General features: G+C 34.8%; 12 protein-coding genes, 1 tRNA gene and 1 riboswitch. Of the genes, 9 read left to right on the top strand and 4 right to left on the bottom strand.

Annotated elements, in window-relative coordinates:
* Positions 1 to 40: 40 nt before the first annotated feature.
* Genes DK865_RS06040 through DK865_RS06025 form a run of 4 tightly spaced genes read left to right on the top strand, consistent with a single transcriptional unit; the run spans position 41 to position 5,379 of the window.
* The gene (locus DK865_RS06040; RefSeq protein ID WP_023581856.1) at positions 41 to 766 is read left to right on the top strand and encodes a fimbrial biogenesis chaperone; all 726 of its coding nucleotides are present in this window, start codon (positions 41 to 43) and stop codon (positions 764 to 766) included.
* A 16-nt stretch (positions 767 to 782) separates the two neighbouring features.
* Positions 783 to 3,311: a fimbria/pilus outer membrane usher protein gene (locus DK865_RS06035; RefSeq protein ID WP_109391443.1), complete on the top strand. Its 2,529-nt coding sequence runs from the start codon at positions 783 to 785 to the stop codon at positions 3,309 to 3,311.
* Positions 3,308 to 4,687 (top strand): fimbrial protein, encoded by a 1,380-nt coding sequence (locus tag DK865_RS06030; protein ID WP_052026884.1) that lies wholly within the window; start codon positions 3,308 to 3,310, stop codon positions 4,685 to 4,687. The genes DK865_RS06035 and DK865_RS06030 overlap by 4 nt, the downstream gene beginning before the upstream one ends.
* A gap of 2 nt (positions 4,688 to 4,689) precedes the next feature.
* Positions 4,690 to 5,379 carry a fimbrial biogenesis chaperone gene (locus tag DK865_RS06025; RefSeq protein ID WP_109391442.1) on the top strand — a complete coding sequence of 230 codons (690 nt, stop codon included), beginning with the start codon at positions 4,690 to 4,692 and terminating at the stop codon, positions 5,377 to 5,379.
* Between the two features lie 247 nt (positions 5,380 to 5,626).
* Here the strand turns inward: DK865_RS06025 and DK865_RS06020 are convergent.
* Positions 5,627 to 5,702: transfer RNA gene (locus DK865_RS06020), tRNA-Lys, on the bottom strand.
* A 260-nt stretch (positions 5,703 to 5,962) separates the two neighbouring features.
* Between DK865_RS06020 and cycA the strand changes: the two genes are divergently transcribed.
* The 3 genes from cycA to DK865_RS06005 all read left to right on the top strand — a co-directional run bounded on the left by cycA (position 5,963) and on the right by DK865_RS06005 (position 9,118).
* Positions 5,963 to 7,375 carry a D-serine/D-alanine/glycine transporter gene (gene cycA, locus DK865_RS06015; protein WP_109391441.1) on the top strand — a complete coding sequence of 471 codons (1,413 nt, stop codon included), beginning with the start codon at positions 5,963 to 5,965 and terminating at the stop codon, positions 7,373 to 7,375.
* Between the two features lie 287 nt (positions 7,376 to 7,662).
* On the top strand, positions 7,663 to 8,097 hold the full coding sequence (locus tag DK865_RS06010; protein ID WP_036912744.1) for a universal stress protein: 435 nt from the start codon (positions 7,663 to 7,665) through the stop codon (positions 8,095 to 8,097).
* Positions 8,098 to 8,299: 202 nt separating this feature from the next.
* Positions 8,300 to 9,118, top strand: a complete 819-nt coding sequence (locus tag DK865_RS06005; RefSeq protein WP_109391440.1) for an MBL fold metallo-hydrolase — start codon at positions 8,300 to 8,302, stop codon at positions 9,116 to 9,118.
* Positions 9,119 to 9,191: 73 nt separating this feature from the next.
* On the opposite strand, the gene DK865_RS06000 is transcribed toward DK865_RS06005, so the two are convergent.
* Together DK865_RS06000 and DK865_RS05995 are read right to left on the bottom strand one after the other, a co-directional pair.
* A complete protein-coding gene (locus DK865_RS06000) occupies positions 9,192 to 9,776 on the bottom strand; it encodes a GrpB family protein (RefSeq protein ID WP_023581863.1) in 585 nt (194 codons plus the stop codon).
* 250 nt (positions 9,777 to 10,026) lie between these two features.
* Positions 10,027 to 10,473 carry a universal stress protein gene (locus tag DK865_RS05995; RefSeq protein WP_023581864.1) on the bottom strand — a complete coding sequence of 149 codons (447 nt, stop codon included), beginning with the start codon at positions 10,471 to 10,473 and terminating at the stop codon, positions 10,027 to 10,029.
* 235 nt (positions 10,474 to 10,708) lie between these two features.
* Between DK865_RS05995 and psiE the strand changes: the two genes are divergently transcribed.
* Both psiE and rlmA read left to right on the top strand, forming a co-directional pair.
* Positions 10,709 to 11,122 carry a phosphate-starvation-inducible protein PsiE gene (gene psiE, locus DK865_RS05990; RefSeq protein ID WP_023581865.1) on the top strand — a complete coding sequence of 138 codons (414 nt, stop codon included), beginning with the start codon at positions 10,709 to 10,711 and terminating at the stop codon, positions 11,120 to 11,122.
* Between the two features lie 146 nt (positions 11,123 to 11,268).
* Entirely contained in the window at positions 11,269 to 12,084 is an 816-nt protein-coding gene (gene rlmA, locus DK865_RS05985) for a 23S rRNA (guanine(745)-N(1))-methyltransferase (RefSeq protein WP_109391439.1), read from the top strand.
* A 92-nt stretch (positions 12,085 to 12,176) separates the two neighbouring features.
* On the opposite strand, the gene mntP is transcribed toward rlmA, so the two are convergent.
* Positions 12,177 to 12,764, bottom strand: coding sequence for a manganese efflux pump MntP (mntP, locus tag DK865_RS05980; RefSeq protein WP_023581867.1), 588 nt, complete (start codon positions 12,762 to 12,764; stop codon positions 12,177 to 12,179).
* Positions 12,765 to 12,823: 59 nt separating this feature from the next.
* Positions 12,824 to 12,962, bottom strand: a riboswitch (yybP-ykoY riboswitch).
* Between the last annotated feature and the right edge of the window lie 149 nt (positions 12,963 to 13,111).

Below are 13,111 nucleotides of genomic sequence, written 5' to 3'. Positions count from 1 at the left end.
AAAGGAGACATTTTCTATTTATATAAGAGGAAGATAAGTAATGAAAAAAATAATAATGTTAATTGCCGTATTTTTTTTAAGTTATAGCACAGCATCGTATTCTAGTGTCACTATGCTAAAAACACGTATTGTTTATTCATCGGATTCACGCTTTGAAGTATTAAAATTTATGAATAACGATGAAATTCCTTACATTATGCAAATGTGGGCGGATAAAGACAATCCTAATTCGACTCCAGATAATGCAGACGCTCCTTTTATTATTCAGCCTCCTGTCTTTCGTATCGATCCTAAAACAGGGAGAGATGCACGATTAATTTATACTGGTGAAGGTTTACCACAAGATAAAGAATCTATTTTCTATTTAAATGTGGCGCAAATTCCTCCTAAAGATTTGAATAAAGATATAAAAGAAGGAAATAGCTTTACGGTTATTGTGCATCATCGATTAAAAATATTTTATCGTCCAACAGCGATTGTCTCTCAGTTAAATAATATCGAGAAACAAATATCATTCTTAAAAGAAAGTAATGGCAATATAAAAGTTAAAAACGATTCACCTTTCTTTGTGTCATTTTCACAACTTGAAGCTACTAATGCGTCAGGACAAAAATTTATATTTAAATCAACTATGGTATCTCCGTTATCAACGGAAGTTTTAGTCGCTGAAAATGGTGGAAAGCTTTCCTTTTCGCCCGATAAGATGACCTATAAATACCTAAATGATCTAGGTGGGCAAAATAGCGCGATAGAATCTATTCATTAATAAAAATGGCATTGAAATGAAATTCATAGAAAATAGCACAGCACAATTAAATAAGAGAATAAAAGTCATATTCTTAATCGGCTCATTTTCTCTATTTACTCAATCGATGCCCTCTGCATTTGCTGATGATTATGAATTTGATCCTTCTTTATTATTAGGTAGCAAAAATAATATCAACATTAATCAGCTTCATGATAGTAATTATGTGGAGCCTGGTGATTATGATGTTGATATCTACATTAATAATCGTTTTATTGAAAGAAAAACTGTGAGTTTTCAATTAAATGATAAAGGTAAAGTGATACCTTGTTTTACTCAAAAACAGATTGAGGAAATGGGGATATTGCTGGATATCGAGCCAAGTCAAGATAATAACCAATGTTTAATATTAAACCAATTTAATAAAAACATCGTAGATTCGTTTGATGCTTCTAACTTTAGAATAACGATCGCAGTGCCTCAAATTTTATTAAAACGAAGACCACAAGGTTATGTCAATGAAGACGATTTAGATGCGGGCAACACCATGTTGTTCAGCAATTATTCCGGTAATTACTATAAGAATAAATCGAACGGACAAACTTCAGACTATGGTTTTGGTAGTGTCAACATGGGCGTAAATCTTGGCACTTGGCAATTTCGCCAACAAGCGTCTTACTCTTATCATTCATCAAAATCGGGAAGCAATAGTGAATTTAATTGGATAAGAACTTATCTACAAAAACCATTACTGACATTAAAGTCGATGTTCGTTGTCGGTGATATTTATACAACAGGTGCACAATTTTCAAGTCTGGCATTTAAAGGTATTCAATTAATGTCTGATGAAAGAATGTTACCGGATTCTCAAAAAGGCTATGCACCTGTTATTCGTGGTATTGCAACGACGACTGCCCGAGTAGTGATAAAACAAAACGGTACTGAAATTTATCAAACGACGGTATCACCCGGGCAATTTGAAATAAATGACCTTTATCCAACCAGTTATGAAGGGGATTTATTAGTCGAAATTCACGAAAGTAATGGCAAAGTTTCTTCTTTCACCGTGCCATTTACCGCATTACCTGAATCAGTGAGGGCTGGTCGCTTTAAATACAACTTTACTGCGGGTGAGGTGAATAATTTTGGTTCAGAAAATAGTTATTTTTCAGATATCGCTTTGCAATATGGTGTGAATAATACGGTAACGTTAAATACCGGAATGCGTGTAGGACATCAATATCAGGCAATATTTGTCGGCTCTGTTATTGCTACAAAATTAGGGGCAATAGGTTTTAATTCGGCATTTTCAAATGCTGAAGTGGGCGGTAAAAATTATCAAGGTGGACGATTAGGTGTTAGTTATAGCCGTACTTTCAGCCCAACTAATACTGTTATTACACTCGCAGGTTATAAATATTCAACAGAGAATTTCCGCGAATATAATGATGTTTTGGGATTGAGAAAAAGTGCAAGCAATGACATGGAATGGAATTCCAGCAGCTATAACCAAGAAAGTCAGTTTACACTTAGTGTTAACCAGTCTCTTGATAAGTGGGGGCAACTTTATATTTCAGGCTCTATCAGTAACTATTATGGTAATAAAGGACATGATGCACAGTATCAAATCGGTTATTCAAATACCTATAAAGATATTGCTTATAGCCTTGCCTATAGCCGCCAAAAAACGGGGCAAATGACGGCGAATAATACTTTTACACCAATAACTACTGATCCAATATCGGAAGATATGGTGATGTTATCTGTTTCTATGCCTTTAGGTCGCTCTGATTACTCACCAATGCTATCACTATCTTCTAGCCATTCTAGTGATGATTCGAGTTACCAAACGAACTTATCAGGGCTTTTAGGCGAAGATAAAACACTTTCTTATAGTATAAATGCAGATTATGACACACAAAATAGAGCGGTAGGCAGTGGTTTGCATTTAATTAAACAACTTCCTTTTACCACGTTATCAGGCAGTATCTCTAATGGAAAACAATACACTCAAGGCAGCGTCGGTATTCAAGGTGCGTTAGTTGCACACAGTGGCGGGATAACATTAGGGCCTCGTATTAGTGATTCTTTTGCTTTAGTGGAAGCCAAAGGCGCAAGTGGAGCGAGTGTGAGTAATGGTATGGGGGCTCAGATTGATCCTTTTGGCTATGCGATTGTGCCTTCCCTTGTCCCTTATCAATATAATAATGTTAGCTTGGATGGGAAAAATATTAGAAATAATAATATTGAGCTATTGGAAAATACTAAACAAATAGCGCCATATTCAGGCTCTAGTACCAAAATCGTTTTTAAAACCCAAGTCGGATACCCTGTATTGATTTCGGTTAAGCCTGCAAACTCATTGGCATTAGGTGAAAATGTCTATGATAAAGACAGACATATTGTTGGCATGGTGGGGCAAAGTAACCAGATTTATGTCAGGGTCGAAAATAAAAAAGGGACACTGACTGTCGGTAAAGATGAAGAGAGTTGCCAAATCGATTACTCAATACCAGAAGAAAAAGAAGCCGATAAACTCATTTTATTATCAGGTCAATGCTTATGAAATTAAATCGCTGTTTACTTTTCTGTCAGTCTTCTATTTTATTGGCGTTGATGCTATTTCCTTCTTTAGCTTCAGCAACATGTTATAAAATAACAACCACGACGACGAATCCCAATAGTGTGCTTTATACCGAGCCAGGTAAAGGTTCAGCGAAAAATTGGCAAGGTGCACGGGATGATTCAGGATCAATGGGAAGTACCCCTAAAGTAATTAATGTTAATAACGATCAGTTCCAAATTCCGGGTACATTAGTGGCGAGTGGCTTTGTCTCTTTTTTCGAGGCGGGTTATGAAGTTTATGATCCTGAACAAATATTGTTTCGTTGCACAGCCGATGAAGAGGGTAAATTAAGAGAGTTCTATTCAACGAATGGTGACTATAACTATGGTGGTAGAAATTTAGTTAATCCAGCTTTAGGCTTAAATGATACTTATATTAGTTTGGCAAGAGGGCTGGGTATTCGCATTAAAAATACCATTACAGGCGAATATTATAGCCGCTATTGGAAATCTCGCGCTTTAAATAATTTAGAAAGAGATAGCCAAGGATGGATCTTAGTAAAAGCAAAAGACTTCTCTAATATGGAAGTAGAGTTATTTAAGATTAACTATGAAAGAACAAGTGATATGCCACCCGCACAATCAAGTAGTGGGCTAATTACGTTTGTTAACCAGCCAGCAGGCTATATCGCCTTTCAAAGCTCTAACTTTTCTTATTTATTAAAAGATGGTTCCGATCACGCCACAAATTATCATGGCTTTTATGCTTATTGGCCGGCTGCTGTAAATATGTCTCGTCGTATTTATATTCGTAATGCGTCCACTTGTTTTGTGCGAAATGTTACACCTTATGTTTCATTTCCATTAGTCACTATTAATGAGTTAGCAAGTGGCAAAAAAGTGACTTTACCTATTACGATTGATTTTTATTGCCAATTAGCACCGCCTGCGAATGATGGCATGAGTAATATTTCCAGCGGAACTGGAGCAGGGCAAACCGCAATGGGATTTTTACCTAGACCGACAAATGTTAACAAGGCAATTGAATTAGGATTAACAGTACCTAATGGTGCTGCAATTACCCATTTAGTGACAGACGGCTATGGTACTGATACAAATATGGCAAAAGGGGTTGGTGTAAGAATATATCGTCCATCAGGTATGCCATTAAACTTGCTATCAACATTAGCGAATGAAGGGCAAGGTGAAAGTTATGGTTGGTACCCTATTTATGATGATGCTAGCTCAGTCTCATATAACAATGGTATTTCCGATTTAACTAAAACGTTATATGCCTCATTAGAAGCGTTACCGAGAGAAAAAATAACTGCTGGTAAATTTAATGCGACATTACAAGTGATTATACAGGTGCAATAAAGATGAAAAAGATCAGTATTCTTATTCTGCTACTGTGTTTTTCGTTTATCGCCAAAGCGAATTTAGCATTAGACGGCTCAAGAGTGATCCTTTATCACTCAGACAGAGAAGCATCTTTAAATATAAAAAATGATGGTGAATTTCCTGTGGTGGTTCAAACATGGGTGGATGATGGTAACCCAGAAAATACTCCAGAAACGATAACTGATGTTTCCGCTTTATCATTACCGCCAGTATTACAATTAAAACCGAGTGAATCACAACAAGTACGAGTTATTAATAAATTTACCAATACAGATAAAGAGAAAGAGACACTTTATTGGCTTAATTTATATGAAATTATGCCGAAGCCGGCAAACAAAAAATATGATGAAAATTTAATTAATGTCGTCGTCAGATTACAAGTAAAAGTATTCTATCGCCCGGATGATTTAATCATGGCAATTTCTGATGTCAGTCGCGCTCTTATTTTTACGAAATCAGATAAACAGTTAACAATTGAAAATCCGACGCCTTTTTATGTCACCATTAAATCAGCATCTGGTGAAAATAATCCTAATATTCTTATTCCTATGATCGCGCCACTTTCAAAACAGAAAATCAACCTAGTGGATAGCAAAATAAATACCATTAGCTACGTTTTGATTGATGATTTTGGTGGGGAATTTAAAGATAATAAAGAGATAAAATAGGTTTGCTGGTGGTTTGTGTTGGATTGTTTAATTAAATTAGACTAATCGTTTGTTGTAATTGGCTCCATCAATTATAGAAATCGAATGAAATGTAATCAGGTGCTGTTTTTCACTGCCGTATTATTTTAACTTGTGAGCTTAAGATAAATGCGACAATTTTGTCGCTATTTTGTCGCCACTTTCTTCCAGATACAAAAAAGCCACTTATTGCTAAGTGGCATAAATGTCTGATTTATCAGCTTAAATTTGGTGGGTCGTGGGAGGCTCGAACTCCCGACCAATTGATTAAGAGTCAACTGCTCTACCGACTGAGCTAACAACCCGATGCGCTGATTATTCTCCTCTCAAATGCGATGGTCAAGTGCTTATTTTGATTTTTTTTCGAATGGATAAAATATCGCCGCTTAAATTAAAGAAAGGATCTTATCTGGTTATCAAAGCATCATTCATTTTACTAAAAGTGATCTTTTCATTACTTATACTGAGATTTGTGTCACAATAATTTCGCAAACATATTACCGCGCCAAAAAATAAAATAGCGGTGAAAACAACATCGAAAATATGAAAACACTTCAGGTATGGTATGGAAGATCAAACAGAAATTTCTCCTCCCGTTAGAGTAAAGAATGCCACTCTACAGCGTGGGCTAACAAATCGTCATATTCAATTAATTGCTATTGGTGGTGCTATCGGTACTGGTCTATTTATGGGATCAGGAAAAACTATTTCGTTAGCTGGACCATCAATTATTTTTGTTTATATGATAATTGGCTTTGTCTTGTTCTTTGTGATGAGAGCGATGGGCGAACTATTATTATCAAATTTAGAATATAAGTCATTTAGTGATTTTGCTGGCGATTTATTAGGGCCGTGGGCTGGTTTCTTTGTCGGGTGGACATATTGGTTTTGCTGGGTCATTACAGGGATTGCCGATATCGTCGCGATAACGTCTTATATTAGTTATTGGGCACCTAATTTTCCTGAATGGGGGACATCCTTTATTTGTGTGCTGACATTGCTTATTTTAAATTTAGCGACAGTCAAACTCTTCGGAGAAATGGAATTTTGGTTCTCAATGATAAAAATAACCGCCATTGTCTCTTTAATTATTGTTGGTATTGTTCTTATCAGTATTGGATTTGAATCGCCAGCAGGGCACACTGCGGCTCTAGAGAATATTTGGAATGATGGGGGAATGTTCCCTAAAGGGGTAAGTGGATTTTTTGCCGGATTCCAAATTGCTATTTTTGCTTTTGTTGGGATTGAATTAGTTGGTACTGCGGCGGCTGAAACACGTAATCCAGAAAAATCCTTACCGAAAGCGATCAATGCTATTCCTATCCGTATTATTACTTTTTACGTATTAGCATTAGCCATTATTATGTCGGTAACGCCATGGCGTTCTATTTTGGCGGATAAAAGTCCATTTGTTGAGTTATTCGTTATGATAGGAATACCGGCAGCTGCAAGTTTAGTCAACTTTGTGGTATTAACTGCTGCCGCCTCTTCTGCGAATAGCGGGATATTTTCCACAAGTCGAATGTTATTTGGTTTATCTAAAGAAGGCGAAGCACCAAAACAGTTTAGCCAATTATCTAAACGTGCCGTGCCTGCCAATGGACTGTTATTTACGAGCTTATGTTTATCATGTGGAATTATATTAATTTACTTTATTCCTGATGTTATGCATGTATTTACTTTGGTGACAACAGTCTCTGCGTTATTGTTTATGTTTATTTGGAGTATGATTTTATGCTCTTATCTGGCATATCGTAAAAAACGCCCTCAACTGCATGAGAAGTCTATTTATAAAATGCCTTTGGGAATTTTTATGTCGTGGTTATGTCTTGCATTTTTTGCATTTATGACGGTGTTATTAGCTTTTGAACATGATACTCGCCAAGCATTAAGTGTGACTCCATTATGGTTTATTGCATTAGCCGTTGGTTATCAATACGTTAAGAAGAATAAACAGAAAAACTGTATTCAAAAATAATCCAATCGCAATATCAGAAAAATGAAAAGCCTTATTATTGAATAAGGCTTTTTATTAAAAATAAAATGCTAATACTAATAAAATAATTAATAGTTTATTAAAATAAAAAAGTATTAAAAATAAAGTTTATATTTACTTCCATTTATTTTTCACTTGGTTTTTTACCGTTATTTTGAGTGAAAAACAGCCTTTATTTTTCTGAAATAAAATATTTTTAAAATATGTTAACTACATCCGGTATTTTTCTAAAAATACACTATCCTACAATTAAAATAAAAGGAGGCGGTATGTATAAGAATATTTTGGTTCCCATTGATATTGATGAAGATAACCTGATGAACAAAGCAATTCCGTTAGTGGAAAATATTGCAAAAAATGAAGATCCTTATGTTCACTTTTTGTATGTGCTTCCTAAACTTCCACAATCTTCTTATTATCGACTTGTTATGAATGGCGATCAATTAGATCAAGGATGCTTAAAAACGTCAGCGGAAAAAGAGCTTAAAAAAATCATCGAACGTTTTGATTTGCCTGACGACAGAATGCAAACTCACATCTGTATTGGTACACCACGAGATGCAATATTGCAGATTGCTGATGAAGTGAATGCGGATTTAATTGTCATTGGTTCGCATAATCCTGAAGATAATTCTTATCATATCGGTTCAACCGCCGCAGATATTACACGCTATGCAAAACGTTCTGTTATGGTAGTAAGATAATAGGAGAGTCGTGTTTATAAGCGAAAAATAAGAATATTTGCAAGGGTTTGTGGTATCGCTGTTATGTTTCATTTGCACATAACAGCGATTATGTAACTAAAAAGGTAACGTAATCGCACAAATCAGTCGCTTTTATGTTTGGAACAAATTCGTTTTTTAATTACTATTAAGTTATCTCCTGATAATAATTAAAAAAATCCCTATGTTAACGATCACCGCATTACTAGAAAACAAATCGATTAATCCTGAACTTAACCATTATCCTGGTTTGTCATTATTGTTAGAAGATGATGAGTGCCACACTAAAATTCTCTTTGATACGGGAAAAGACCTTGCTTTTATTTCAAATGCAAAAAAAATGGGTATTGATTTAACCACATTGAAAACGATTGTTGTGTCTCATGGCCATTATGATCATTTTGGTGGACTCACACATTTGCCAACAGATTTTTTCATCGATAAACCACGAATTATTGCTCATCCTCATTTATTTTCTGTTCGTTATTCAGCACTTTTTTTAGGCAATAAAAGTATTAAATTTAAACGGCTAGCCCCTTTATTTGATCGTGAAAAACTCGAAGCGCAGTTTTCTTTTGAATTAACAGAAGTACCGTTAGCAATCGAAGAAAATTTTATCTATTCGGGACAAGTGACTCAACGTCAAGTGAATAAACGCTACGGTGTTATTATTCATGGATCAGGTGAAGAAGATGATTATGTTCTTGATGATAGCTTTCTTGTTTGGCAAGGGAAAAAAGGTCTAGTGATTATCACCGGTTGTAGTCATTCGGGGATTGAATCCATCATTGGGCATGCAAAAAAAATAACCGGAAATAACCAAATTCAAGCGATTGTAGGCGGATTGCATTTACGTTGTGCAACACTCTCTGCATTACAACGTGCTAAAAAAGCCATAGATGAAAATATCGATGTGTATGGATGTCATTGTACGGGAGTATTAGGGCGAAAATACCTTAATGCAAAAGATTTCAATGCAGGACAATCTTTATCTTTTGAATAAAAATAAACAGCAAAATTTATATCCTCACTTTAGAATAGTGTGAGGATATGAAGTAAAAAAGAGAATAAGTCGTTCAAAGGGAATCAAAAATTCGCTGATAAATCATTTTTACGATGTGATCTTTTTTCTGATTATATTGATGTACATTTTCAACATCTTCTTTTGCACTGAGTTTTGCATCTATATATAACTCTCTATCTTCTTTATGATTAATTAACCAATCTCTAAATAAAATATGTCTAAGATGCTCAGGGCAATTAGGTGCAAATACATGTAGATTCACATTAGGTGTTTCTAGTTTTAACATACGATGTTGATACCATGAAGGTTCTCTCACCGTAAGTTTATAGCCTAACTGATTTAACCAAGGAATATAGCTTGGTTCATCAGCAGGATCAGCAACAATTAAATCAATATCAATGATCGGTTTTGCATTTAACTCAGGTACTGCTGTTGATCCTATATGCTCAATAGCTAGGCATTTATCTTTTAATTTTTGGATAATCTGTTCTTTTTGTTGATTAAATAATGTTACCCATAATTTATTATATGGCTCAATCGTTATTACACTTGGTGTTGGTTTGCCATTTACCCATGGATTTTCATCAGGAGAACCTTCTTCAAAGGTACTGATTTTCTGTTTTAGATCTTGATTCATAAATATCTCATTTAAGGTTTTGGCAGATAGAAAATGAAAATAAATTTATTGAAATTACAGTTAGGATAAAAGCAGAAGTTGCGATAAAAAAGAGATGAAATTTTTGTTTTTTGACCTGCATTCTAGCAAGTTAACTATTTAAAATGAAAAATTTAAGGTGCATTTAGTGCTATTTAGGCAGAAGATTAAACAATGCTTTTGGCAATAACTGATGCAGTATTATTGCCAAAAGAAAAGCGTGTTAATGGTTTTACTTGCGAATAACCATGACTGAACGTGACGTATTATTTACAATATAATCCGCTGTTGAACCCAGCAATATATTGCGTTGATTACGTGAGCTTGAGCCTATAATAATGGTGTCCGCATCAATTTTTTCTGCCAACTCTAGAATATTATAATTAGGCGTACCAATAACGGCATGGCATTGGTATTGTTCTTTGGGTAAGTTAAATTGTTGTTTTACACATTGCTCTAATTTTTCAGTTAATAAAACTAAAGCTTGTTGCTTTTTCTCAACGACAGACGAGCTATCACAATTAAGCCCGTAAGCTTCTAAAGAGCGTAAATTAGGCATAACTGTAATGAAATGGAAATAATTTTCTGGTTTCCTAGCGAGAAAGTGAATATCTTCGATCATACGCTGAATTCTACTATCTTCTAATAAATCAATTGCAACGAGGTATTTGTTAGCCATAGTGTGCCTTTTCAATAAATTAGCCCTTAAATTAAGTATAAGTAAATCAGCTTACAAGTTGAAATTTAAAAGCAAATATTGCGATTATTGCATCATTATTCTTGGTTTTTTGGCTCGAATGGATAAAAAAATGGTGTGGTGAATGCGTAAATCCATTAAAATTTAGCAAAATTGTCTAATAGACTTTTTATTATTTTTATACATCACGGAATGATCTCACTAGGTTATAGTTTATATGAGAAAATCAAGCGAAGATTTACTGAAATGTATTGCCACTATATTACAGTGGGTACTTAATATTGGATTACTTATTTTAGCGATTGTATTAGTCAGTTTTCTTATCAAAGAAACGTATGTAATTGCTTCATTATTATTTAATTTAGGTGCAGAAGAGTCCTCTTATCAATTACTAGAAGGTATCTTGATCTACTTTCTTTATTTTGAGTTTATTGCACTTATTGTTAAGTATTTTTTATCTGGCGGACATTTCCCTCTTAGATATTTTATTTATATTGGAATAACAGCAATAGTGCGTTTAATTATTGTTGAGCATAAAGATTCCGTTGATACGTTAATTCAATCAGGTGCAATATTGCTGTTAGTTATCGCGTTATTTATCGCTAACACTGAAAAACTAAAACGAACTTGATTAGGCTATAAGTTGTGTTTATTACGCTACTTAGCATAGAAAGCATGACTTAAGATTAAAAATAAAGAGTTAGGTTTTCCGCAAGATGGGGAGAGGTATGTTATTATCTCTCCCAATTTTATTCTAGGTTATACAGAAATATTACTATGTCTTATCAATGTCCATTATGTTATCAGGCACTTTCTCTTCAAGCCCACAGTTGGGTCTGTGGTAATCATCATCAATTCGATTGCGCTAAAGAAGGGTATGTCAATTTGTTGCCAGTGCAATTTAAACGTTCAAAAGAGCCTGGTGATAGTGCTGAAATGATCAACGCACGTCGTGAATTTTTAGATGCGGGTTTTTACCAGCCAATGCGAGACAAAGTGGCTGAGTTAATACAATCATTATTACCTGAAGATAACAGTGTTGTATTGGATATTGGTTGTGGTGAAGGTTATTACACCAATCAGTTTTATCAAAAGCTAAAATTACATAATCCGCAAGTGTATGGTTTAGATGTTTCTAAGGTTGCGATTAAATATGCAGCTAAACGTTATTCATCAATTCATTTTTGTGTAGCGTCAAGTCAGCGTTTACCTTTTTGTGATGCTTCTTTAAATGCGGTTGTGCGTATTTACGCCCCTTGTAATAATGATGAATTAGCAAGAGTTATTGTGGACAATGGTTATATTATTACTGTGACACCCGCTCCTCGTCATCTCTATCAGTTAAAAGCACTGATTTATTCAGAAGTACATCTGCATCCATTAAAAGAAGAGCATTTTGATGGATTTAATAAAGTGTCTGAGCATCAAGTTGCTTATATGATGAATTTAAATGGTAAGCAGGCTTTTGATTTATTACAAATGACGCCGTTTGCGTGGCGTGCAAGTGAAGAAGTAAAACAGACATTAGCGGAAAGTAAAAGCTTTGAATGTGAAACAGACTTTTTAATTCGCGTCTATCAACGCCATGCTTAATAAAGTGAAATAAAAGGTATTTTGTGAAGTTAATAAAAAAGCTTAGGTCGTGATATTTTAAACCTAAGCTTTTTAATATGCTTTATTAGCGATTATTTTGCGTACATGAATAATTCTAAGTGTTCAAATACAATATTAAAGCCGATAGCAATTAATACGATCCCACCAATAATCTCTGCTTTTTTCCCAAGTACTGGACCAATATAACGACCAATTAGCATACCCAAAGTTGCCATGATCATCGTCATCATGCCAATTGTCATTGCGGTATGAACAATATTGACTTGAAGGAACGCTAAACCGACACCAATTGCCATTGCATCAAGGCTTGTTGCAATACCTGTTGCGATTAAAGACAGTGAGCCGTGGCGTTGTGGGGCTTCTTCTTCACAAGGGCACTCATCATCACGTTTTAAGCTTTGATAAATCATCCGGCTACCCAGTACAAACAGTAATCCAAAGGCAACCCAGTGATCCCATTGAATAATATATTGGCTTGTATATAAACCTAGAGCCCAACCAATAACAGGTGTGCTGGCTTCAATAATACCGAATATAAATCCAGTGCGGAGTGCTTCGCGAAAACGAGGTTTATGTAGTGTGGCACCTTTACAGACAGCGACAGCAAAAGCGTCCATTGAAAGGGCAAGGGCGAGAATGATAGTAGCGTAGAAACTCATAATAAAGCCTCGGTTGGGGTATTTCCATATACACACAATTGACCCCCAACCAAAGAAGTACAATTATGTGTCTATGGTCTTGCCAACCGTATTACGGCACCTGCACCACGCTAGATGAAAATAAGCGAGTATGTTGATACAGGTTTCTTAAAATAATATTTCTTATTTTAAGACAGGCTACTCCCCAATGACTTGGTGCAGAAGATAACATATTATTTTGGAAAGGCAACATATTATTTATTATATTTCAAAGATAATATTGATAATAATTATCATTATTAAGTTTGGCGACTTTATGTATATTATAAATAATCATCAGATGTTAAAAAAATGATAATTTTCAATGT

This window comes from Proteus cibi (assembly GCF_003144405.1).
Taxonomy (GTDB): Bacteria; Pseudomonadota; Gammaproteobacteria; order Enterobacterales; family Enterobacteriaceae; genus Proteus; species Proteus cibi.
This window is presented reverse-complemented; position numbering and strand designations above follow the sequence as displayed.

Coding starts and splice junctions, on each gene's coding strand:
- DK865_RS06040 (WP_023581856.1), top strand. CDS start 41: ATGAAAAAAATAATAATGTTAATTGCCGTATTTTTTTTAAGTTATAGC.
- DK865_RS06035 (WP_109391443.1), top strand. CDS start 783: ATGAAATTCATAGAAAATAGCACAGCACAATTAAATAAGAGAATAAAA.
- DK865_RS06030 (WP_052026884.1), top strand. CDS start 3,308: ATGAAATTAAATCGCTGTTTACTTTTCTGTCAGTCTTCTATTTTATTG.
- DK865_RS06025 (WP_109391442.1), top strand. CDS start 4,690: ATGAAAAAGATCAGTATTCTTATTCTGCTACTGTGTTTTTCGTTTATC.
- cycA (WP_109391441.1), top strand. CDS start 5,963: ATGGAAGATCAAACAGAAATTTCTCCTCCCGTTAGAGTAAAGAATGCC.
- DK865_RS06010 (WP_036912744.1), top strand. CDS start 7,663: ATGTATAAGAATATTTTGGTTCCCATTGATATTGATGAAGATAACCTG.
- DK865_RS06005 (WP_109391440.1), top strand. CDS start 8,300: ATGTTAACGATCACCGCATTACTAGAAAACAAATCGATTAATCCTGAA.
- DK865_RS06000 (WP_023581863.1), bottom strand. CDS start 9,776: ATGAATCAAGATCTAAAACAGAAAATCAGTACCTTTGAAGAAGGTTCT.
- DK865_RS05995 (WP_023581864.1), bottom strand. CDS start 10,473: ATGGCTAACAAATACCTCGTTGCAATTGATTTATTAGAAGATAGTAGA.
- psiE (WP_023581865.1), top strand. CDS start 10,709: ATGAGAAAATCAAGCGAAGATTTACTGAAATGTATTGCCACTATATTA.
- rlmA (WP_109391439.1), top strand. CDS start 11,269: ATGTCTTATCAATGTCCATTATGTTATCAGGCACTTTCTCTTCAAGCC.
- mntP (WP_023581867.1), bottom strand. CDS start 12,764: ATGAGTTTCTACGCTACTATCATTCTCGCCCTTGCCCTTTCAATGGAC.